This window comes from Arthrobacter sp. G119Y2, assembly GCF_038069765.1.
GTDB lineage: Bacteria > Actinomycetota > Actinomycetes > Actinomycetales > Micrococcaceae > Arthrobacter_B.
Genome location: NZ_JBBPFS010000003.1, coordinates 143211 through 164039 on the forward strand (window position 1 = coordinate 143211; position 20829 = coordinate 164039).

The 20829-nt window shown below is 68.4% G+C and carries 16 protein-coding genes; 8 read left to right on the plus strand and 8 right to left on the minus strand.

Features of this window, described 5'->3' with window-relative positions; all coding sequences use genetic code 11:
* Window positions 1-2: 2 nt before the first annotated feature.
* Genes eccD through eccCa form a run of 3 tightly spaced genes read left to right on the plus strand, consistent with a single transcriptional unit; the run spans window position 3 to window position 6522 of the window.
* Window positions 3-1340, plus strand: a complete 1338-nt coding sequence (eccD, locus tag WKB88_RS07290; protein WP_341393876.1) for a type VII secretion integral membrane protein EccD — start codon at window positions 3-5, stop codon at window positions 1338-1340.
* Window positions 1340-2491 carry a nucleotide-binding protein gene (locus WKB88_RS07295; RefSeq protein WP_341393877.1) on the plus strand — a complete coding sequence of 384 codons (1152 nt, stop codon included), beginning with the start codon at window positions 1340-1342 and terminating at the stop codon, window positions 2489-2491. The genes eccD and WKB88_RS07295 overlap by 1 nt, the downstream gene beginning before the upstream one ends.
* Window positions 2488-6522, plus strand: coding sequence for a type VII secretion protein EccCa (gene eccCa, locus WKB88_RS07300; RefSeq protein WP_341393878.1), 4035 nt, complete (start codon window positions 2488-2490; stop codon window positions 6520-6522). Before WKB88_RS07295 ends, eccCa begins: the two co-directional genes overlap by 4 nt.
* Window positions 6523-6582: 60 nt before the next feature.
* Here eccCa and WKB88_RS07305 read toward each other — a convergent pair whose 3' ends face one another.
* From WKB88_RS07305 to WKB88_RS07335, 7 genes are all read right to left on the minus strand, one after another.
* Complete coding sequence (locus tag WKB88_RS07305; RefSeq protein ID WP_341393879.1) at window positions 6583-7170, minus strand: RDD family protein; 588 nt, start codon at window positions 7168-7170, stop codon at window positions 6583-6585.
* A gap of 58 nt (window positions 7171-7228) precedes the next feature.
* A complete protein-coding gene (locus tag WKB88_RS07310) occupies window positions 7229-8065 on the minus strand; it encodes a PP2C family protein-serine/threonine phosphatase (protein ID WP_341393880.1) in 837 nt (278 codons plus the stop codon).
* A gap of 160 nt (window positions 8066-8225) precedes the next feature.
* Complete coding sequence (locus tag WKB88_RS07315; RefSeq protein ID WP_341393881.1) at window positions 8226-9458, minus strand: adenylate/guanylate cyclase domain-containing protein; 1233 nt, start codon at window positions 9456-9458, stop codon at window positions 8226-8228.
* A complete protein-coding gene (locus WKB88_RS07320) occupies window positions 9451-10026 on the minus strand; it encodes a PH domain-containing protein (RefSeq protein ID WP_341393882.1) in 576 nt (191 codons plus the stop codon). The genes WKB88_RS07315 and WKB88_RS07320 overlap by 8 nt, the downstream gene beginning before the upstream one ends.
* A complete protein-coding gene (locus tag WKB88_RS07325; protein WP_341393883.1) occupies window positions 10023-10907 on the minus strand; it encodes a biotin--[acetyl-CoA-carboxylase] ligase in 885 nt (294 codons plus the stop codon). Before WKB88_RS07325 ends, WKB88_RS07320 begins: the two co-directional genes overlap by 4 nt.
* A 183-nt stretch (window positions 10908-11090) precedes the next feature.
* Window positions 11091-11939: an SDR family oxidoreductase gene (locus tag WKB88_RS07330; RefSeq protein WP_341393884.1), complete on the minus strand. Its 849-nt coding sequence runs from the start codon at window positions 11937-11939 to the stop codon at window positions 11091-11093.
* Between the two features lie 64 nt (window positions 11940-12003).
* A complete protein-coding gene (locus WKB88_RS07335; protein WP_341393885.1) occupies window positions 12004-12999 on the minus strand; it encodes a hypothetical protein in 996 nt (331 codons plus the stop codon).
* Window positions 13000-13369: 370 nt separating this feature from the next.
* Here WKB88_RS07335 and WKB88_RS07340 point away from each other — a divergent pair, with 370 nt between their 5' ends.
* From WKB88_RS07340 to WKB88_RS07360, 5 genes are all read left to right on the plus strand, one after another.
* Complete coding sequence (locus tag WKB88_RS07340; RefSeq protein WP_341394238.1) at window positions 13370-14965, plus strand: acyl-CoA carboxylase subunit beta; 1596 nt, start codon at window positions 13370-13372, stop codon at window positions 14963-14965.
* Window positions 14962-15222, plus strand: a complete 261-nt coding sequence (locus WKB88_RS07345; protein WP_341393886.1) for an acyl-CoA carboxylase subunit epsilon — start codon at window positions 14962-14964, stop codon at window positions 15220-15222. The genes WKB88_RS07340 and WKB88_RS07345 overlap by 4 nt, the downstream gene beginning before the upstream one ends.
* Before the next feature lie 127 nt (window positions 15223-15349).
* Window positions 15350-17044, plus strand: coding sequence for a DUF885 domain-containing protein (locus WKB88_RS07350; protein ID WP_341394239.1), 1695 nt, complete (start codon window positions 15350-15352; stop codon window positions 17042-17044).
* A gap of 181 nt (window positions 17045-17225) precedes the next feature.
* Window positions 17226-18767 (plus strand): dicarboxylate/amino acid:cation symporter, encoded by a 1542-nt coding sequence (locus WKB88_RS07355; protein WP_341393887.1) that lies wholly within the window; start codon window positions 17226-17228, stop codon window positions 18765-18767.
* Window positions 18768-19028: 261 nt separating this feature from the next.
* Complete coding sequence (locus WKB88_RS07360; protein ID WP_341393888.1) at window positions 19029-19661, plus strand: Maf family protein; 633 nt, start codon at window positions 19029-19031, stop codon at window positions 19659-19661.
* A gap of 217 nt (window positions 19662-19878) precedes the next feature.
* On the opposite strand, the gene WKB88_RS07365 is transcribed toward WKB88_RS07360, so the two are convergent.
* Window positions 19879-20628 carry an endonuclease domain-containing protein gene (locus tag WKB88_RS07365; protein ID WP_341393889.1) on the minus strand — a complete coding sequence of 250 codons (750 nt, stop codon included), beginning with the start codon at window positions 20626-20628 and terminating at the stop codon, window positions 19879-19881.
* Window positions 20629-20829: the final 201 nt, after the last annotated feature.

The window sequence follows — 20829 nt, forward strand, 5'->3', positions numbered from 1 at the left end:
CCATGGCGCATGCCTTCACCCGTGTCACTCTCGTCGGCTCCCGCAGGCACGTTGACCTGCTCCTGCCCTCCAACCAGCCCGTCGGCCTGCTCCTTCCGCAGGTGCTGAACCTGCTGGGCGACCCGCCGGCCGACGCGGTTGCGGCGAAGGTCCTGGTGGCGCCCGACGGCACCGAGCTCAACGCAGAAGCTTCCCTGGAGCAGGCCCGGGTCCTGGACGGGTCGTCCCTGCTGCTCTGCAACGCCTCGGAAGCTCCTCCGGCCGCCGTCGTCTACGACGTCAATGATCTGGTGGTCAGCGAAACGGGAGCGGTATCGGGCCGGTGGAACCACCGCTGGCGGGACCTCACGGCAGGCACCTTTACGGCAGCCGGAATTTGGGCCGGCGCGGAAATCCTGCTCGCCTCGCTGGCACCGGAATCAGCCTGGTGGATGCTGCTTGTGCTGTCCCTGCTCGGGCTGGCCGCAGGATCAGCGGCAAACCGTCCGCCGCGCCGCACCGCCGCCGGCTCCGCGTTGCTTGCGGCAGGCTGGCTCACCGGGCTGGGCGGAGTCCTCCACCTGTATGGCGGTGTTCAGGAACGCCTTCCATCTGCCGCACTGGCACTGGCCGGATTGTCCGTACTGACGCTCGCCTCGCTGGGGGCCGGCGCCGCCCGGCCCCGCGCCTGGTTCAGCGGTGCGGCCATACTGGCCCTGGGGGCCGGACTGTGGACTGCCGCCGGTGCCCTTGCCGGGGATTCCGTACGGACCGGAGCCCTCGCAGCCCTGGCGAGTGCACTGCTTCTGGGGCTGCTGCCCAAATTGGCCCTTGCCTCCTCCGGACTGGCCACCCTGGATGATCAACGGGCCAAGGGCGGTCCTATTGCCCGTACCGACGCCGTCGAAGCCGTGGCAGCAGCCCACAGCACCCTGACGCTGGGCACTGTCGTTATGGCGCTCTCCCTGGCTCCCGGCCTGTGGCTGCTCGGCACTGATACCAGCCGCCAGCACTGGACACTCCCCCTGCTGCTGGCCCTGACACTGGCCCTGTTCCTGCGGACCCGTTCCTTTCCGCTGGCGCCGCAGCGCGTTGCCCTGTACCTGGCTGCCGCCGTCGGGCTGGCAGCCGCCACGCTGGCTGCGCTGTGCTTCCTCCCGGACCAGGCCTGGGCTGTGGGTTTGGCCGTTCTGGGAACCGCCGCGGGTGCCGCCGTTGCGCTGACAACGACGTTCCCGGATCACACGCAGGCCCGTTTCCGTCTCCTGGCCAAGCGGGTGGAGTCCGCTGCGATCCTGGCGTCGGTGCCGTTGGCTGTGGGGCTCTTCGGTGTGTTCGGCCAGCTCCTGGGGAGCTTCTGATGCAGGGCACCAAGATGTCCCCGTCCCAGCCGGAACCGTACGGCGACCCGGTCCGCAGTTCGGTTGACGGCTTCGAATCCGCTGCCCAGCGGATGCGGAGGGTGCTGCGGACCCGGCCCGCGGAATCCGCCCTGCACCGGGTCCTCGCAGGCTCCGCGGATTTGTTCCGCGGCGATGACTATCCGCAGCGGTTGGCGGAAGCAGCCGCGGGAACCCAGCTGCCCGTCACGACGGGGCGCCGCATCGCCGTGGTGGGCACACGCGGCGGGGCAGGCAAGACCACCGTGTCAGCGTTGCTGGCACGCATCTACGCGGCCATGCGCACGGACACCGTTGCCGCCGTCGATCTGGCTCCCGGAGCCGGAACGCTGGGGCTGCGACTCGGAGTCCCCCACGCGCCGCCGCTGGAAACGGCAGCCGCCCGGCTGCGGACGGGTACTCCGGACTCGCTGCGCGGACTCGCCGCCCTCCTGACGGCCGCGGAGCCGGCAAACCTGCTCGTCACCGGCCGGCGCCGAACCTTGGAGCGCCCTGCAGACGGCGTCCCGCACCCTTCCGCCGGGACCTGGACTCCCGCAGGTCCGCTGGTCCCGCCAGCTTGGACTCCGGACGGCGCTGCTGCACCGCCGGGGCCCGGTGCAGCCGGTGAAGAGACCGCTCAGGACGTGCCCGACGGCGCCTCCCGGATGTCCCGGGTCATCTCCCGCTACTGCCCCATCACCCTTTTCGACTGCGGCCCGGGGCTCACGGACCCGGCGGTGCTGTGGGCGGTGGCGAACTCCCATTTGGCGGTCTTCGTAACACCGGCCAGCGTGGCCGGATTGGAAGACGCCCTCGAGTACTCCGAAGCCTGGCGGCACTCTCCCGGACTCTCCGGCGTGCCGCTGCTGGTGCTCGTGGCCCAACCCGCCGGCGGCGTGCTCAGGGCGTCGCGGGAAGCCGGACGCCTGCTCCGGGCCGGCGTGGAGACGGTCCATCTGGGTCACGACCGGCACCTGGCAGCAGGTGTCGAAGTCAATCCTTCCCTGCTCTCCCGCCGCACCCGGCTCGAGGCCGTGGCAGTGGCTTCCCGGGTTCTTTCCGCAGCCGCCCCCACCCCGGGAAGCCGGCGCCCCGGGGAGCAGCCAGCACGACGAAACGTGTACCCGTGAGCACAAAAATCCTGCACCGTCCCGCACGCACCACCGCCCCGGCGCGAACCATCGATGCATTCACCCTTGATGCCCCGCCGCCGATCGAAGGGGGCAAAAGCGGCCTGAACATGATGTCCCTGGTCCCCCTGCTCGGAGCGGGGGTCTCGATGACCGTCATGATGCTTTTTCGCGGGTCTCCGCTGGCAGCCGTGGGTGCCCTGATGATGATCGTCACGATCATCGCCTCGGTCATCATGATGCTGAGCCAGCGCGGCCGGCAGGGAAAGCAGCGCCGGGAACAGCGGGAAAACTATCTGGAGTATCTGGAACGCTCACGGGCCACCCTCCGGGCCGATGAGCTGGCGGCCCTTGCGATCGCGCGGGCCGCCAGTCCGCCCCCGGACGCCCTTTTTGACATCCTCCGCGACCCGCGCCGGATCTGGGAGCGGCGCCGCTCCAATGAAGACTTCCTGCACGTGCGGATCGGAACCGGTTCGCGCCGCAACCGTGACGTCAACATCATGAATGCCGGATCGGCGCTCGCCCAAACGGATACCTTCATGACCACCGAGCTGGAAATCCTCAAGCGGCGGTACGAATCCAGTCCGGAGCTGCCGCTCACCGTACCGCTGGACTGCGCCGGCAACGTTTCGGTGGTGGGCTCGCGCGGCTTCGTGACCTCGGTGGCCCGGCTCCTGCTCACCGAAGGCGCCGCGTTCCACTCGCCCGAAGACCTTCATCTGGCGCTGCTCCTGCCGGAGGAACGGCGGGACGAATGGGAATGGGCCACGTGGCTGCCGCACCTGGCGGATCAGAAAACCGCCCACGCAACGGGCCCGGTCCGGCGGCTCGCCCCCTCAGCCGGTGCGCTGGTTGACGTGCTCTCCGAGGACCTGCACAACCGCTCCTCCCTGGCCGCTGAATCCCGCAAGAACTTCCTGCGCGGCGGCGTCGGCACCTCGCTTCCACGGCTGCTGGTGGTCAGCGACTCGTACGGCATGCTTCCGGCGGAGCTGCAGCTGCCGGACCAGCAGGCCTCCGCTGCTTCCCTGGGCATCACAACGCTCTTCCTCGTCGCCGACCGGCAGCAGGAACCGGGCGAGGTGGCGGTGCGGATCAGCGAGGCACCCGGCGGGACCTTCATGCTGGAAAACTACCGCGAGGATCCGGTGAATCCCACCGTCGAACGCGGAACCCTGGACACGCTTCCGGTACCGCTGGCGGAGGCCCTCGCACGGGAGCTGGCACCGCTGCGCCTGTCCCCGGACTCGCTGGAACACGACACGTCCGAGAACGCCCAGGGCTTCCTGGAAATGCTGGGCCTGTCTGCCAATCTGGACGAGGCGGACATCCGGCGGCTGTGGAAGCCCCGCGGCGAGGTTGATTTCCTGCGGGTGCCCTTGGGGCCGGACGACCGCGGCCGCCCGGCGCTGCTGGATCTGAAGGAGTCGGCACAGTTCGGCCACGGACCGCACGGCCTGTGCGTGGGTGCCACCGGGTCAGGCAAATCCGAGATGCTGCGCAGCATGGTGGTGGGGCTGCTGGCCACCCATTCCCCCGAGGTCCTGGCCATGGTGCTGGTGGATTACAAGGGCGGCGCCACTTTCGCGCCGTTTGCCGGCGCGCCGCAGGTAGCCGGCGTCATCACCAACCTGTCCGACGACGTCAGCCTGATCGAGCGCGTCTATGCGAGCCTCGCAGGGGAAATTCAGCGGCGCCAGGAAGTCCTCAAGGCGGCCGGCAACCTCGCCAACATCACGGACTACCAGCTGCACCGGCAGGAGCTGAAGGCCAGCGGCCGGGAACTGGCGCCCCTGCCGCACCTGGTGGTGATCATCGACGAGTTCGGCGAACTGCTCACAGCCCGCCCGGATTTCATCGAGCTCTTCCTCTCCATCGGCCGCATCGGACGTTCCATCGGGGTTCACCTGCTGCTCTCCAGCCAGCGGATCGAAGGTGGAAAGCTGCGCGGCCTGGACGCCTACCTCAGCTACCGGATAGGACTGCGCACCCTCTCCGAAGCGGAATCCCGGACGGTTCTGGACACCCCCGATGCCTTTCATTTGCCGCCCGTTCCCGGGTTCGGCTACTTGAAGGTGGACACCACCACCTATACCCGGTTCAAGGCGGGGTATGTGTCCGGTCCGCTCGAGTCCGCACAGCAGGACGAGGGGCCTGCCGGAAAGGACGGCCAGCCGCCGGTCCTGCCGGTTCCGCGTTACGCGGCGTCCCTGGCGGCGCCGGCGGGTGACCAGGCCGGCAGGGGCGGTGCCGGTGGCGGCGGTGCCGCGGCTGCGCCGTCGTCGACGCCGTCCTCCAAACGCACCACGGGGCCTACCGTCCTCTCCGCGCTCATGAACACTCTGTCCGCGTTCCCGCGGGCTGTTGCCCCCATCTGGCTCCCTCCCCTGCCCCGCGGCATTTCGCTGGACCGGGCTGCCGGCGGATTCTCCGATGACAAGGGGCTGAGACTGGCCAGCGGCGGGTCGCTGCGGGTCCCGGTGGGCCTGCTGGATGACCCGGCCAAGCAGTGGCAGGGAATCTGGGAGCTGGATCTTGCCTCCAACGGCGGCAATGCGGCCATCGTCGGCGGGCCGCAGACCGGCAAGAGCACCGCCCTGCGCACCATTGTGGCCGCACTGTCGCTGACGCACAGCCCGGCCGAGGTGGGCATCTACGCCATTGACCTGCTCGGCAGCAGCCTGCTGCCGCTGGAAGGGCTGCCGCACGTGGGCGGCGTGGCGGTGCGCACCAACCGGGAAGTGGTTCGGCGGACCGTGGATGAACTCCTGGCCATGCTCGCCCACCGCGAGCATGTGTTCGAAAAATACCAGGTGGATTCGCTGCCGACCCTGCGCCGGCGGTGCCTGGCCGGGGAAATCCCCGAGCTGCCCAGCGCCGACATCGTGCTGGTCCTGGATGGATACGGACAGCTCAGCGATGAATTCGAGGACATTGAAAAGGCTGTTCACGGCCTGATCAGCCGCGGCGCCGGCTACGGCATCCATGTGATCGCCACCTGCTCGCGGATGAACGAGATCCGGATCTCCCAGCAAAGTTTCTTCGGCAACCGGATTGAGCTCCGGCTCGCCGATCCCGGCGAGTCCGCCCACGGCCGGAAGCTTGCGGAGGCGGTGAGCACGGACAGCCCCGGCCGGGCCCTGATGGACCGCAAACTGCAGGGGCACTTTGCGCTGCCGCGGCTGGACTCGGACCCCGACGGCGGATCCGCCACTGAAGGTCTGCGGGAACTGGTTACGGCAGTGGCGGCATCAACCCTGGAACGGGCGATGCAGGTCAGGGTTCTGCCCGCCGTTGTCTCCGCCGGCGCCGCGCCCACCCCCGAGGCTGAGGCCTCGGTTCCGCTGGGCCTGAGGGAGACCGACCTGGGAACGGAAATCCTGGACCTTCACGGCAGGGAACGGCATCTGCTGGTCATGGGCGACGACGGCGCCGGCAAGACCAACGTTATGCGCTCGGTGATCCGCCGGCTTTTGGATCAGCACCTTCCCGACGGAATTGTCTTCGCCGTCTTCGACCCGCGCCGCAGCCTCACCGGCGAAGTCCCGGCCGAGTCCCTGGGCGGCTACGCCACCAGTGCCGCACTGGCTGACCAGCTCGCCGCCGCCGTCGCCGGGGAACTGCAAAAACGCAGCACTGCGGCTCCGGAGGAGCTGGCCGGGCTGCCGCGCATCGTGCTCGTGATTGACGACTACGACGTCCTGACCGCCGGCGGATCATCGCCGCTGAGCCGGTTGACCCCGTTCCTGCCGCTGGCACCGGAAATTGGGCTGCATGCAGTCCTGTCCCGGAGAGTGCGCGGGGCCAGCCGGGGCATGTACGAGGCGTTCTTCACCTCGCTGCGCGATTCCGGCAGCGCCGCCCTGATTCTTTCCGGCGACCGTGCCGAGGGGACGCTGATTAACGGCATCAGAGCCCGAACGCTGCCGCCGGGGCGGGCTCAGCTGATCCAGCCGGGTAAACCGGTCCAGGTGCTCCAGCTGTTCCACAACGATGACGAGAGCCGTGTCCTGACCGGTGCGGGGTGACGCCGGCACCTGGCCGGGCCGGCAAAGCGCTCATGCCGGCCGGTGCGGGATGACGTAAGCCTATCCGGCGGCCGGGGGAAGCCAGCCGGGACCAGCTGCTCCGGACGCTCCGGACGCCCCGGACGCCCCGGACCCGCCGGCGGCACGGGCAGTGCCGGCTGCGCCGGGGAAGGGCAGCAACCCGCCGGTCGTCAGCGGGTTCCGCCCGGCCCGGACGTCTACGGAAAGCGTGTGCGCGGCCTTGTCATGCCATCCCTGGCGTTGACCGTTGGAATCCCAGATGTTGGAGATCACCACCACCAGCGGGCCGGCCACGGTTACCGCTGGCAGGATCAGCAGCATTCCGCGCAGGAAGGTTCCCAGCAGCCCCGGGGCGTGCCCGGCTTCGTCAGTAGTGCGAATACCCGCAGCCAAGTTGCCGGGGGTCTTGCCGGTGCGGGCTTCCCAGAGCCAGAGCCAGACGCCGTAGGCTGCAGCCGCCATGACGGCAACGGAGGTGAAAGCGAAACCGCGGTTCTCTCCGGCCGCCGGCCCCGGCACGCCGCCGAACACCAGCACCGCCGTCAGCAGGACGGGGGCAGCGTCAATGAGCTTGGCGCCAAGGCGTTGCCGGGCCGTAGCGTTCACCACGTGGGGATTGGCCGCCATGCCGTCGCTCCCTAGCGGCCCGGCAGAGCGGTGCCGGCCGGACCCGCAGGCACACCGGTCACGAGTCGGCGTTTCCCGGGGCAGGTTGGGGATCCGCTGCGCCGGGAAGGGCCGCGGCGGCCGGCACACTGTGTTCGAGGGAACCCTCGACGTCGACTACCAGGACGGTGATGTTGTCGCGGCCTCCGGAGCGCAGGGCTGCGTCCACCATGGACGCGCAGGCATCCTGGGGATTGGTGACGGAGGACAGGATCTGCTGCAGCTGCGCGTCGCTGACCTCTCCGGTCAGCCCGTCCGAGCACACCAGCAGGCGGTCGCCGGGCTCCACCGGAATCAGCCAGTAGTCGGCCTCGGTGTCGTTGCCCGTTCCCAGGGCCCGCGTCACTACGTGGCGGCGGGGATGGATCAGTGCTTCATCGGGCGTAATCTGGCCCATGTCCACCAGTTCCTGGACCTCGCTGTGGTCCACGGTGATCTGCTCCAGTCCCCCGCCGGTCAGGCGGTACGTCCGGGAGTCCCCCACGTTGAAGACCAGCCAGCACGGCCTGCCCGAGTCGTCGCGGACGAGGACGGCCCCGGTAAGGGTGGTCCCGGCGCGTCCCCCGGTCGCTTCCCTGATGCCGGCGTCGGCTTCACGGAGCAGCAGCTGAAGATCGGAGGCTCCGACGTCGGGCAGATGCTCGCCGATGAACGGCGCCTCGCCCAGCGTGCGGACGCAGATGCTGCTGGCCACTTCACCGGCTTCATGGCCTCCCATGCCGTCCGCGACGGCGAAGACGGGGTCCGCGGCAATCAGCGAATCCTCGTTCTGGTCCCGTCGCAGGCCGCGGTCGGAGGCGTACCCAAAGACTGCCCGGATGTCCAAGACCGGGGATGTCGTTTCGTCGGAGTTCATTCACGCCCTATCCGGAAGCTGCCCGCTGTGGTGGTCCACAGTAGTGACACATATTACGCATTTCTCCTGCTTACCCTAGCGGAATGCGCTGGGCCTCCGCCGAAGACAGGCTGGCAAGCCTCTGTGCCGCTGCCCTCGTCCGGCAGCGGGACAGAGGCGGTCAGTCGAGGATCAGGCCCGGACCGGTGCCACGGGCAAGGGTCACCGGGTGGATTTCACCGAATCCACGCACGTTGCGCGGCTGGTGCGGAATGAGCACAAACCTGTCGTTGTTCCGCAGTGCAGCGGCCGTTGAGGCGTCAGTCAGGACGGTGCCGGGTTCGGCGAGCGACGTCAGCCGCGAGGCCAGGTTCACGGTCGGTCCGTAAATGTCACCCAGCCGCGAGAGCACCCGCCCCCAGACCAGGGACACGCGTGCCGCCGGCAGCAGGTCATCTTCCGTAAACGCCTTGGCCAGCGCCAGTGAAATCTCCGCTCCGGCCTCGGGCGTCTCCGCGTTGAAGAGCACTTCGTCGCCAATGGTCTTGACCAGCCGGCCGCCGCCCACCGAAATGATCTCGGCGCACTTGTGCTCGAAGCGCTGGACCATATGGGCCAGGGTCTTCTCATTCATCTGGCGCGACAGGGAGGTGTAGGAGACCAGGTCGGCAAAGCCGACGGCGCGTGCCAGCGGCAGCGGATTGTCATCCGAGGCGGAGCCGTCATGGCTGGCCAGCCCGGCTTCGGCCCGCAGCGCCAGACGCTGCACCGCAGAGTTCATCTGCCGCTTCCAGGCGTAGACCAGCGTCTTTTCCAGGGGCTCGATCAGCGCCGGAAGGGCTGCCACCAGCGCCTTGCGGGCTTCGGCGTCGGGAATTCCGCGCTGGACCACCATCTCTTCCACCAGCGCTTCGACCTGCCAAACCACCATGCGGTCGGTCATCTGGCCGATGGAGCGCATGATCGAGATTGCCGCTTCCTCGGTGAGCTGCTCGTCGCGGACCAGTTCAATCACCGTGGTCAGGGCCTCCCGGTCCTGCTCGGTGAAGAACACGGCGTCGTCGTCGAGGTTGGGGAAGCCCATCGCCCGCCAGAGCTTGCGGGCCGAGAGCAGCGACACGCCCGCCTCGGCGGCTGCCTCGCGCCGCTTAAGCGTTCGCGGGCCGCCGATCAGCTGCGCTTCGAGCCTGCGCACGTCCTCCCGGTCGATTGCCGTCGAGGCTGCGCCTGAGGACGCTGCACCGGAAGTGCCCGCCTCGCCGGGCGACCGCCCGGCCTTGTCGGATCCGTTCCCGGACCCGTTGTCGGAGGACCCGCCGGCGGAGGGCCGGGCCCGAGGAGAAACGGCGGGCATGGACAGGGTCATGGGCTCAGGGTCCGCTACCGGTTCGGCGTCGCGGCCTTCCTCACTCATCTCCCCTCCCTTCGTAGTCGTAATCCCCATCTCCTTCCATATCTACACCATCAAACATGGCCGTCAGTGGCAGCTCCCCTATGGCGGCCAGCACTATGGCTTTGAACTTGTGGACCTCGGGAACGTGTTCGTAGTGGACCACCCGGTCATAGCCGACGTCCACCGCCAGCGTCCCGGAACGCTGCATCCGGTCCGTCACGGTCTGCCACGCCTCCAGCTGAAAGACCGAGGCCAGCGCCAGCTCGCGTTCCCTCCGGCGCAGCACGCCCTGGCGGTGAATGAGCCGGCGGTTCGTCACGATATACCGCGCAAAGGCCCAGCGCAGCACCGGCGGCAGGCTGAACCGGGCCAGCAGCACCGCGGCAACGGCGACGACGGAGGCCTGCAGGTACGCGTGCCAGTCGGCAACCTGCCCGGGCAGCGAGTCGCGGTCCAGATACCCGTAGACAAAACCGGCGGCGGCACACACGAGGACAGCCAGGACAACGGGCCACACCAGCTGGCGGGCGTGCGGGCGGCTGGCCACAATGATGCGCTCCCCCGGCGCCAGGTTCAGCCGGACGCTCACGCCTGCACGGCGCGCAGGTGCACCACGTCGCCGGCCACGACCGCATGCCGATCGCCGAGTTCGTCAACCAGGACCAGCGATCCGTAAGCATCCAGGGCGACGGCACGCCCGGTCAGCGTTTTTCCGCCGGGCAGTTCCGCCCGAACCTCCTGGCCCAGGGTGACCATCCGTGACGTAATTTTTTCCAGCAGCGACGTCCCGTCCGCCCACGCCGCCGAGGCGTCGCCGTCGACGGCGCAGAACTCCCGGTATTTACCGGTCAGTTCGCGCAGATAATCCTCGAGAAGAATGTTGCGGTCGGTGGTGGAGGCGTACTCCATCAGCAGCGAGGTGGCCGTGGGGACGGGCAGGTCCTCGTCGGTCAGCGAGACATTCATGCCTGCGCCGACGACGACGGCGGGAGGCGCGCCGCTGGAATCCATCACCAGCTGCGCCAGGACCCCGGCCAGCTTGCGCCCGTCCACCATGACGTCGTTGGGCCACTTCAAGCGGGCCTCAACGCCGGTGCGGCGGGCCACCGACTCGGACAGTGCCAGCGCAGCCAGCAGGGAAAGCCAGCCGTAGGACTGGGTGGGCAGCGGCCTTCCGGCGGCGTTCACCGGACGGAGCAGGACACTGACAAACAGCGACGAGCGCGGCGGGGCAATCCAGGTCCGGCCCAGCCGTCCCTTGCCGGCGGTCTGCATCTCTGCTGTCAGGACCGACAGGTCCGGCACGTCCGCGGGGCGGAGCCGCGCCTCGTCGGCGAGGTCCGTGTTGGTGGAGCCGGTTTCGGCCACGACATCCAGCCGGGGCAGGGGTCCCTGCGGCGCCACGAGCGCGGTCCGGAGACGCTCCTGGTCAAGCCCTGGTCTTTCCATGCTGGAGTAACGCAAATGCATGCTTCCGATCTTACGCGGGGTGCCGGACATTCCCGCCTGCCGGTCCCGGCCACCGGTGGGCGCGGCCCGGCACCGCCGTCTCCCGGCCGTGCCACGGCTGGAATTGTCAGCCGTGGCATCCGGCCGGCCCGGCGTCTCCTGGCCGGCCCGGCGTCTCCTGGCCGGCCGGGCCTTCCCCGGTCCTTAGAGAAAGAAGTCCTGCATGAGCTTGTCTTCGGGCGCGCCGAGGGAATAGGGGCGGAAGTCGGTGATGCCTTCTTCGCGGAGGACCTGCTCGTCCGTGTAGAAGTTGCCCGTGGCCTCGCGGCTGGAGCGGGTGAGGACGGCGTGCGCCGCGTCGGCCATGATGTCGGCGCTGCGCGAGGCGGCGGCCATGGTTTCGCCGCCGAGGTTGCGGATGGCGGCGGTGTCGATCGCGGTGACGGGCCAGAGCGAGTTCACCGCGACGCCGTCGTTCTTCAGTTCTTCCGCCAGGCCCAGCGTGGTCATTGACATGCCGTACTTGGCCATCGTGTAGGCCAGGTAGGAGCCTGCCCACTTCGGATCCAGATTCAGCGGCGGGGACAGCGTGAGGATGTGCGGGTTTTCCGAGCGGCGCAGGGCGTCGAGGGAGAACTTGGAGAGCATGAAGGTGCCGCGGACGTTGATGTCGGCCATCAGGTCGTAGCTCTTCATGGTGACGTCGTCAGTGTTCCGCAGGTCGATGGCGGAGGCGTTGTTGACGACGATGTCGATGCCCCCGAAGCGCTCCACCGTTTCGGCGACGGCGCGGGCGACGTCGTCGTCGTTCCGCACATCCCCGATGATCGGCAGGGCCTTGCCGCCGGCTGCCTCCAGCTGCTCGGCCGCGGTGTAGACCGTGCCCTGCAGCTTCGGGTGGGGCTCGGCGGTCTTGGCCATGATGGCGATGTTCGCGCCGTCGGCGGCTGCGCGCAGAGCGATGGCCAGACCGATGCCGCGGCTGCCGCCGGACATCAGGATGGTGCGGCCGGCAAGGGAACGGGTCTGGGCAACAGGAGTGAGAGAAGTCATGGGAACAGGCTAATACATGTCCGCCGCTTATGTTACTGACCAGTAACATCGTGTTTCGGCCGGGCTACGTCCGCACCAGATGCACGCCAAGCAGCACCGCAGCGGTGGTCAGTGCCAGCCGCAGCAGAAAGAAGGCCTGCGGATAACGGCGCGCGGCCCGAAGCCACAGGCCGGATTCGCCGGCGGGCCAGGACCGGGACTCGCAGCGGATCACGGTCAGCGTAAAAATGACCGCCCCGGCCACGCCGCACACCGAGGTCAGGGCACCCACCAGGTCGGCATTGCCAGCCAGGCCGCCCGCCAGCAGGACACCGGATGCCAGGCCGAGGGAGCTGCCGCGGCCGACGAAATCCAGATACCGGGCCATTCCGGGCAGGAAGGCCGCCACAAAACGCCGCGGAATTTCACGGCGCAGCAACCGGCCGGCGGAGGCACGCAGCATCTTCCGGGTTCCGGCGAGCTCTCCCACCGTGCCGGCAGCGGCGACAGCCGCCACGAGGGCGGAGGCCGCGTGGTCGGCGGCGTGCCGCTCGGCGGTCTCCAGTTCAGGCCGATTCAACAGCCGCAGCAGTGCCTGCTGCGAGGCGGCACGCTCCGCCGGCGAGGGGCGGGACCGCAGGGCTCGCCGGGTCCGGCGAAGATAGTCCGCGTCCCTCCGGCCGAGAGGGCGCGACGGCGCGTCCGGGCCTGACGGCGCACGGCCGGACTTCAGCGGCGGCGCGTCGGTCTCCAGCGGCGGCACGCTAGGGCCCGACGGCGCACTGCCGGACTTCAGCGGCGGCGTTCCGGTCTCCAGCGACGGCACGCCGCCGGAGCTGCCCCGTGACACACTGCCCCGTGACGCACTGCCGCGGGCCAGCACCGCCCGTAGCCCGAAAGCGGGGACCGGCCGCACCGGATCCAGCTCCTGCAGCCGCTCCTCAACCGCCTGCAGGTACGCGTCCTGGACGGAAGGCAGCCCGGCGTAGTCCCAGCAGGCACGCGCCAGGATCCAGACGCCGAAGCCGGCCGTGACCAGCGCAGCAGTTTGGACCACCAGCCAAAAGTCCGTATCAAACACGCGCAGAGACTCCTCACCGGAACAGGGACCCGCACCCGCTGCAGGCCGGAAGAATCCTTTCACGGCACCGTCACTGTTACGCGGGACTTCCTTCACACAGCCGACGGAACATCGCCCGCGAGCACGGGGAAAACACTGCTTGCAGGAGCCCGGAGAGGGAACTGCAGCGGCACCCTAAGGGGCGCCGGAAACGCCTGCCGAACCGGTACCGGCACCCTCGGCGGCCAAGAGCAGCAGCGCGAAATTGTAGGATCCCTACACCGGGACCCGGCGCGGGGCCTCACTAGACTGGACTAATTGCCGTGCGCTTTGTGCAATTCCTACTTAACGCGCTGTGACCGCCCCATCCACTCAGCACTCCGGAGACCAGATGAGCATCGACCAGGACCTTGATCTGCAGACAACAGCCGGCAAGATCGCTGAGTACCGCCGCCGCCAGGCGCAGGCTGAAATGCCCTCCGGCCAGGCAGCCGTCGATAAGCAGCATGCCCGCGGCAAGCACACCGCCCGCGAGCGCATCGAGATGCTGGTTGATGCCGGATCCTTCGTCGAGCTCGACGCCCTGGCGGTCCACCGCTCCACCGCCTTCGGCATGGAAAAAAAGAAGCCGCTGGGTGACGGCCTGGTCTCGGGCTACGCCACCGTGGACGGCCGCCCGATCGCCGTCTACAGCCAGGACTTCACCGTGTACGGCGGCTCGCTGAGCCAGGTCAACGGCGAAAAGATCGTCAAGGTCCAGGAACACGCCCTGCGCAACGGCTGCCCCGTCGTCGGCATCCTCGACGGCGGCGGCGCCCGCATCCAGGAGGGCGTGGCCTCGCTGGCCATGTTCGCCGACATCTTCCGCAACAACGTCCATGCCTCCGGCGTCGTCCCCCAGATTTCGCTGATCATGGGCCCGTCCGCCGGCGGCGCCGCCTACTCCCCCGCGCTCACCGACTATGTGGTCATGGTGGACAAAACCAGCCACATGTTCATCACCGGACCCGACGTCATCAAGACCGTGACCGGCGAGGACGTGGACATGGAAACCCTCGGCGGCGCGCGGCAGCACAACGCCAACACCGGCACCTCCACGTATCTGGCTTCCGACGAAGAGGACGCCATCGAGTTTGTCCGCGAGCTGCTGGACTTCCTGCCCTCAAACAACCTCGCCGAAGCGCCGCTGGCCGCCTTCTCACAGGACATGGAACTGAACGACGGCGACCTCGCCCTCGATGAGCTGATTCCGGACTCCGCTAACCAGCCGTACGACATGCGCACGGTGATCGAGCAGGTGCTCGACGACGGCCACTTCCTCGAGATGCAGTCCCTCTACGCGCCGAACGTCATGATCGGCTACGGCCGCGTTGAGGGCCACACCGTGGGCGTCGTCGCCAACCAGCCGATGCAGTTCGCCGGCACCCTGGACATTGCCGCCTCCGAAAAGGCAGCCCGCTTTGTCCGCAACTGCGACGCCTTCAACGTCCCCATCCTGACCTTCGTGGATGTTCCGGGCTTCCTGCCGGGCACGGACCAGGAGTTCAACGGCATCATCCGGCGCGGCGCGAAGCTGCTTTACGCGTACGCTGAGGCCACCGTTCCCAAGCTCACCGTCATCACCCGCAAGGCGTACGGCGGCGCCTACATCGTGATGGGCTCCAAGAAGCTCGGCGCGGACCTGAACCTGGCCTGGCCCACCGCGCAGATCGGGGTCATGGGAGCCCAGGGCGCGGTGAACATCCTCTACCGCGGCCAGCTCAAGGCAGCGGCCGACGCCGGTGAAAGCGTTGAGCAGGCACGCGCGGACTACATCGCTCAGTACGAGGAAGAGCTGCTCAACCCCTACCAGGCCGCCGAGCTCGGCTACGTGGACGCCGTCGTCGCCCCCTCGGAAACCCGGCTGCAGCTGATCCGCGGGCTGCGGGCGCTGCGTGACAAGCGTGCCGCCCTGCCCGCCAAGAAGCACGGGAACATCCCGCTGTGACGGCCTGGGAACTGCCGGATCCCTGGGACCGGGCGCCGGAACCGGCCGCGCCCCAGCCGCCGCTGTTCTCCGTCCTGGGCGGCAATCCGTCGGCCGAGGAGCTCGCGGCGCTCACCGCCGTCGTCATGGGCCTGAGCACCGACGGCGACGCCCCGCGCACCACGCCCGAGTCCGCGCGCCGGATCTGGAACCGGCGGCGGATGCTGAGCCTGGCACCCAAGCCCGGACCCGGTTCCTGGCGGCGCAGCTTCCGCTGAGCCGGCCCGGGCCTCCGCCGGCCCGCGGCGGCGGCGCACGTTACGCCTGCCCGCTGGAAAAAATTGGTGAACGCAAAGTTGGCGTTAGGCTTCACCTGTGACCCAACAGACTCCTTCATCAGATCCCCTGTCCTTCTCCGGCGCGCAGTACCGCCAGCCGACCGCCATCGACGCCGTTGCCGATGCCTTCACCGAGACTCTGCTGCAGCTGGATCCGTCCCTCGCCACATCCCTGGGCATCCCCGGGCATGAAACCGAGTACGCCGACTACTCCCCCGCGGGCCTGGAATCCGGCGCCGAAGCCATCCGGGAGACGCTGGAACGCCTCGACGGCCTGCAGCCGTCCGACGACGTCGACCGCGTCACCCTCGATGCCATGCACGAGCGCCTGGGCCTTGAACTGGAAATCCACGAATCCGGCTGGAACCTGTCGAACCTGAACAACATTGCCTCGCCGGCGCAGGAAATCCGCTCGATCTTTGACCTGATGCCCACCGCCACGGTGGAGGACTGGCAGAACATCTGCGGCCGGCTGCAGAACGTCGCCGACGCCGTCTCCGGCTACATGACCTCGCTGCGGGGCGGCAAGGAGCGCGGGCTGCTGCCCGCCAGCCGCCAGGTGCAGATTGTCATGGAGCAGACCGCCAAGTACGCCGAAGACGGCGGCTTCTTTGACGACTATGCCTCCAACGCCGCACTGCCCGACGGCGGATCCCTCCCGGAGGGCCTCATGGCCGAGCTGCGGGCCGGCGCCGACTCCGCCCGCGCCGCCTACCGCGGACTGGCGTCCTTCCTGGAAACCGAGCTGCTTCCCGTCGCACCCGAAAAGGATGCCGTGGGCCGGGAGCGCTACGCCCTGATGTCCCGCCGCTTCCTCGGATCCGCCGTGGACCTGGAGGAGACCTACCAGTGGGGCGTGGAGGAACTGGACCGCATCATCGCCGAGCAGGAGGCTGTTGCCGAGCAGATCAAGCCCGGTGCGACGGTTGAGGAGGCCATGCGCCTGCTGGACGAGGATCCGGAACGCCAGCTGCACGGCACCGCCGAGCTGCAGGCCTGGATGCAGGGCCTGGCGGACCGCGCCGTCGCCGACCTGGCCGGAACCCACTTTGAGATCAACGGGCCGATGCGGCAGATCGAGTGCATGATTGCCCCCACGCAGGAAGGCGGCATCTACTACACCGGCCCCAGCGACGACTTCTCCCGCCCGGGCCGCATGTGGTGGTCCGTTCCCGCCGGCGAGGACACCTTCACCACGTGGAAGGAAACCACCACCGTCTACCACGAGGGCGTTCCGGGCCACCACCTGCAGATCGCGACGGCGACGGCAGCCCGCGGGCTGCTGAACAACTGGCGCCGCAACATCTGCTGGGTTTCCGGCCACGGCGAGGGCTGGGCCCTGTACGCCGAGCGGCTGATGGACGAGCTGGGCTACCTCAGCGATCCCGGCGACAAGATGGGCATGCTCGACGCCCAGCGCATGCGGGCCGCCCGCGTGGTCTTCGACATCGGGGTCCACCTGGAACTGGACGTCCCCGAGCGCTGGGGCTCCGGCACTTGGACCGCCGAAAAGGGCTACGAATTCCTGCGGCAGAACATCGCCATCTCCGAGGGCCAGCTGAACTTCGAGTTCACCCGCTACCTGGGCTGGCCCGGGCAGGCGCCGGCGTACAAGCTGGGCCAGCGCCTCTGGGAGCAGATCCGGGACGAGGTCCGCAGCCGCGAGGGAGCGGACTTCGACCAGAAGGACTTCCACACCCGCGCCCTGGCCCTGGGCTCCGTCGGGCTGGACACCCTGCGGCGGGCGCTGCTCGGCGAGTAACAACGCCCGCCCGGAGCGACATTGCTCACAGGCATGCCGGGAATAACTCCCGGAATGCGGCGTAGTCCGCCACATTCCGGGGGTTTTGCCTTTATCCGGCGCGGAACGGGAAACGGCTGCGGCGTAACATTTCGCAATGGGCAATCTTGTCTGGTAATGATCCGCGGCTACTATTTTCAGCGTGACCACACAGACTTCCTCCCCCAAGACTTCCGCCGGCCGCAGGCTGCCCCGGTGGGCCACCGCCTTCGGACCGCAGATCATTGCCGCCCTCGTGGCGGGCCTGCTGCTGGGCCTATTGGCCAAGAGCATGGGCACCGTCGGCGACGGCGAGCCCAACTGGCTGACCACCACACTGGACACCATCGGCACGAGCTACGTCTCGCTGCTGAAGGCCGCCGTCGTACCCCTGATCTTCACCGCCGTCGTGAGCTCCATTGCCAACCTGCGCGCCGTCTCCAACGCCGCACGGCTGGCGTGGCAGACCCTGCTCTGGTTCGCCATCACGGCGCTGATCAGTGTGGTCATCGGCATCCTGCTCGGCGTCATTCTGCAGCCGGGCAACACCTCAAACGTTCCTGAGAAGGAGTTCACCGGCAGCCAGGGCAGCTGGGTCGGATTCCTCACCGGCCTGGTGCCGGGGAACTTCCTGGGCCTGGGCGCCAGCTCCAAGGTTGCGGAGAGCGGTGACGTCAGCACCAGCATCAGCTTCAATGTGCTGCAGATCCTCGTCATTGCCATCGCCGTCGGCATTGCCGCCCTGAAGGTGGGCAAGCCCGCTGAACCGTTCCTGGCCCTGAATGCGTCGGCTCTGGCCGTGATCCAGAAGGTTCTGTGGTGGATCATCCGCCTCGCCCCGGTCGGCACCATCGGCCTGATCGGCACCGCGGTGGCCACCTACGGCTGGGACACCATCGGGTCGCTGGGCATGTTTGCCGTGACCATCTACATCGGTCTGTTCCTGGTCCTGTTTGTTGTCTACCCGGTACTGATCAAGGCACACGGCCTGTCCGTCCGCCAGTGGTTCTCCGGCGCCTGGCCCGCCATCCAGCTGGCCTTCGTCTCCCGCTCCTCGGTGGGAACGCTGCCGCTGACCCAGCGGGTCACCGAGCGCAACCTCGGCGTCTCCCGCGCCTACGCCTCCTTCGCTGTTCCGCTGGGCGCCACCACTAAGATGGACGGCTGCGCCTCGATCTACCCGGCGGTCTCCGCGATCTTCGTGGCGCAGTTCTTCGGCATCGATCTGGGCTTCACCGAGTACCTGCTGATCGCCCTGGTTTCGGTGCTGGGTTCGGCCGCAACCGCAGGAACCACCGGCGCCGTCGTCATGCTGACCCTGACGCTCTCCACCCTGGGCCTGCCGCTGGCCGGCGTGGGTCTGCTGCTCGCCATCGACCCGATCCTGGACATGGGCCGCACCGCGGTCAACGTGGCCGGACAGACCGTGGTCCCGGCGATCGTCGCCAAGCGCAACGGCCTGCTGGACCTGGACATGTACAACGCCAAGCGCAACGGCGATCCGTTCGCCGACGACTCCACCGAGGTTGAGGCCCCGGAGCTAGTTCCGGCCGGTGCTTCGGCTGGTGCTGCTGCCGGTGCTGCCACTGACGGAACGACCACCGCCACTGCGGACGGAACGTCGGCTGCAGGACTCAACCTGCCCGGAGCGGGCGGTGGCGCGTGCGCAACCAGCCCGGCGCCGTCGTCGTCCGACAAGCGCTGACCGCTTCCACTGCATCACCTGCGAAGGCCGCTCCGGATATCCGGGGCGGCCTTCCGCGTCTCCGCCCTTGCCGTTAGGCCCTCACGGCGCCGGCGTTTCCGTTCCGGCCTTCCCGCCGGCGCCGGCCTTCCCGTTCCGGCCTTCCCCCGGCGCCGGCCTTCCCGTTCCGGCCCGCCCATTCCGGCCCACAGCCCGGCGCCGGCCATCCCGTTCCGGTCCTCCCATTCCGGCCGCACTCCGCCTGCGGACTAGGCTGGAGGGGTGACTGACCTGAACCTGATCCTTGCTTCCGCCTCCCCCGCCCGCACCAAGCTTCTGACCAACGCGGGAATTGCCCACTCCGTGCTCGTGTCCGACGTCGACGAGGACGCCGTGACCGCCCGCTACGGCCTGACTGACCCGCACGACACCGCCCTGCTGCTGGCCCGGGCCAAGGCCGAAGCCGTTGCTGCGCTGCCCGAGGCTGACGGTTCGCTCGTCGTCGGCTGCGACTCGGTCTTTGAGTTCCAGGGCGAAGCGCACGGCAAGCCCTGGGAGGCCGACGTCGCGCGTGAGCGGATCCGCCGGATGAGCGGCAACGTGGGAGTGCTGCACACCGGGCACTGGCTCGTGGATTGCCGCGACACCGACGAGGACGGCTCCGGCGCGACCCTCGGCGGTGTGAGTTCCGCGTCCGTCCACTTCGCGAAGCTGACCGACGAGGAAATCGACGCCTACGTCGCCACCGGTGAGCCGCTGCAGGTGGCCGGCTCCTTCACGATCGATTCCCTGGGCGGCGCCTTCATTGAAAAGGTCGACGGCGATCCGCACGCCGTGGTCGGGCTGTCCGTGTCGATGCTCCGCGAGCTCCTCGCCAGTGCCGGCGTGAAGATCACGGACCTCTGGGACCTGTAGCTCCCCCTGTGGCACAGCGGCGTTCCCGGACCCGCCGCCGTCGTCGTCGGTAGTACAGATAACGGGCCTATCCCGACCGCCGCCGTCGTCGGTAGTACAGATAACGGGCCTATCCCGACCGGCACCGTCGTCGGTAGTACAGATAACGGGCCTATCCCGACTCGGGAAGCCCGTTATCTGTACTACGGATGAGCATGAGCTGCCGCCGTTATGGTCGTTATGAACGACCCCACCCTGCCAGCGCCAGACCACGGCGTACCTTTGCCTGGACACTGCGTCGACCCTGAGCGAGATCCGTTTTGCTGATTTTCACCTGCGTCCAGCCGAGCTCGGCCGTCTTCAGGTCCCGGTAATGGTCGCGTGCCTGCTGTTCCGGGGTGAGGTGGTGAGCGCCGTCGTACTCCAGGCAGGTCCGGAATTCCCCGCATCCGAGGTCCGACCATATCCGTGCCTCCCCCGTGTCATCGCACAGGGGCACGTTCGGTATGAACTCGGGCAACTCCGGATCGGCCGACAGCATCAGCCGCAGCACCGTCTCGGGCGGCGAGTCCACGCCTACGCGAACGCGGTCCAAAGCAGAGCGGCACTTCCTGATATGGGCGACGCGATCCTTGCCGGCAAGGTATCTCTTCAGTTCTTCCAAGGGGACGAGCGCCATGCGTGGCGGACCAAAGCTGCGCCGGTGGGCGCTCACGATCTGGTCTCCCATCACAATGAGTTCCTCCTGCGACAGCATGCCGGCAAGGTCCAACCAGGTTCGGGCTATTCCGGTCACAGGCAGGCCCCGCAGCACACTCTGCTCCCGAGGGGCCAGGTCAAGGCGATGACCCACCACATTGCGCCTTCGCGGCATTCCTTGTCCCGGCCGACGGCTCAGATGCAGCACCGGCTCGTCCGCGAACCGCCGAGGCAGCGCCAGCCCGTGCAGCCGCGCCGCTGTGACATGGCTGATGACTGCACCCGGCACCAGCTCAAGGTACGGTCTGCAGCTGTCTGCGAGATCCCGGAGTTCACCGCGGGGGACCCGGATGGAGCGGCTGGGAACGCGGAGATCGGAAGCACGAAGCCGCTCGATCCCCACCCCCAGCGCTTTCGCTTCGACCAGGGTAAAGGGCTGTCCGCGCAGAGCATCAGGGAGGGGCCGTGGCAGTCTCATGCTTCCATAAAT

Coding starts and splice junctions, on each gene's coding strand:
- eccD (WP_341393876.1), top strand. CDS start 3: ATGGCGCATGCCTTCACCCGTGTCACTCTCGTCGGCTCCCGCAGGCAC.
- WKB88_RS07295 (WP_341393877.1), top strand. CDS start 1,340: ATGCAGGGCACCAAGATGTCCCCGTCCCAGCCGGAACCGTACGGCGAC.
- WKB88_RS07305 (WP_341393879.1), bottom strand. CDS start 7,170: ATGGCGGCCAATCCCCACGTGGTGAACGCTACGGCCCGGCAACGCCTT.
- WKB88_RS07310 (WP_341393880.1), bottom strand. CDS start 8,065: ATGAACTCCGACGAAACGACATCCCCGGTCTTGGACATCCGGGCAGTC.
- WKB88_RS07315 (WP_341393881.1), bottom strand. CDS start 9,458: ATGAGTGAGGAAGGCCGCGACGCCGAACCGGTAGCGGACCCTGAGCCC.
- WKB88_RS07325 (WP_341393883.1), bottom strand. CDS start 10,907: ATGCATTTGCGTTACTCCAGCATGGAAAGACCAGGGCTTGACCAGGAG.
- WKB88_RS07330 (WP_341393884.1), bottom strand. CDS start 11,939: ATGACTTCTCTCACTCCTGTTGCCCAGACCCGTTCCCTTGCCGGCCGC.
- WKB88_RS07340 (WP_341394238.1), top strand. CDS start 13,370: ATGAGCATCGACCAGGACCTTGATCTGCAGACAACAGCCGGCAAGATC.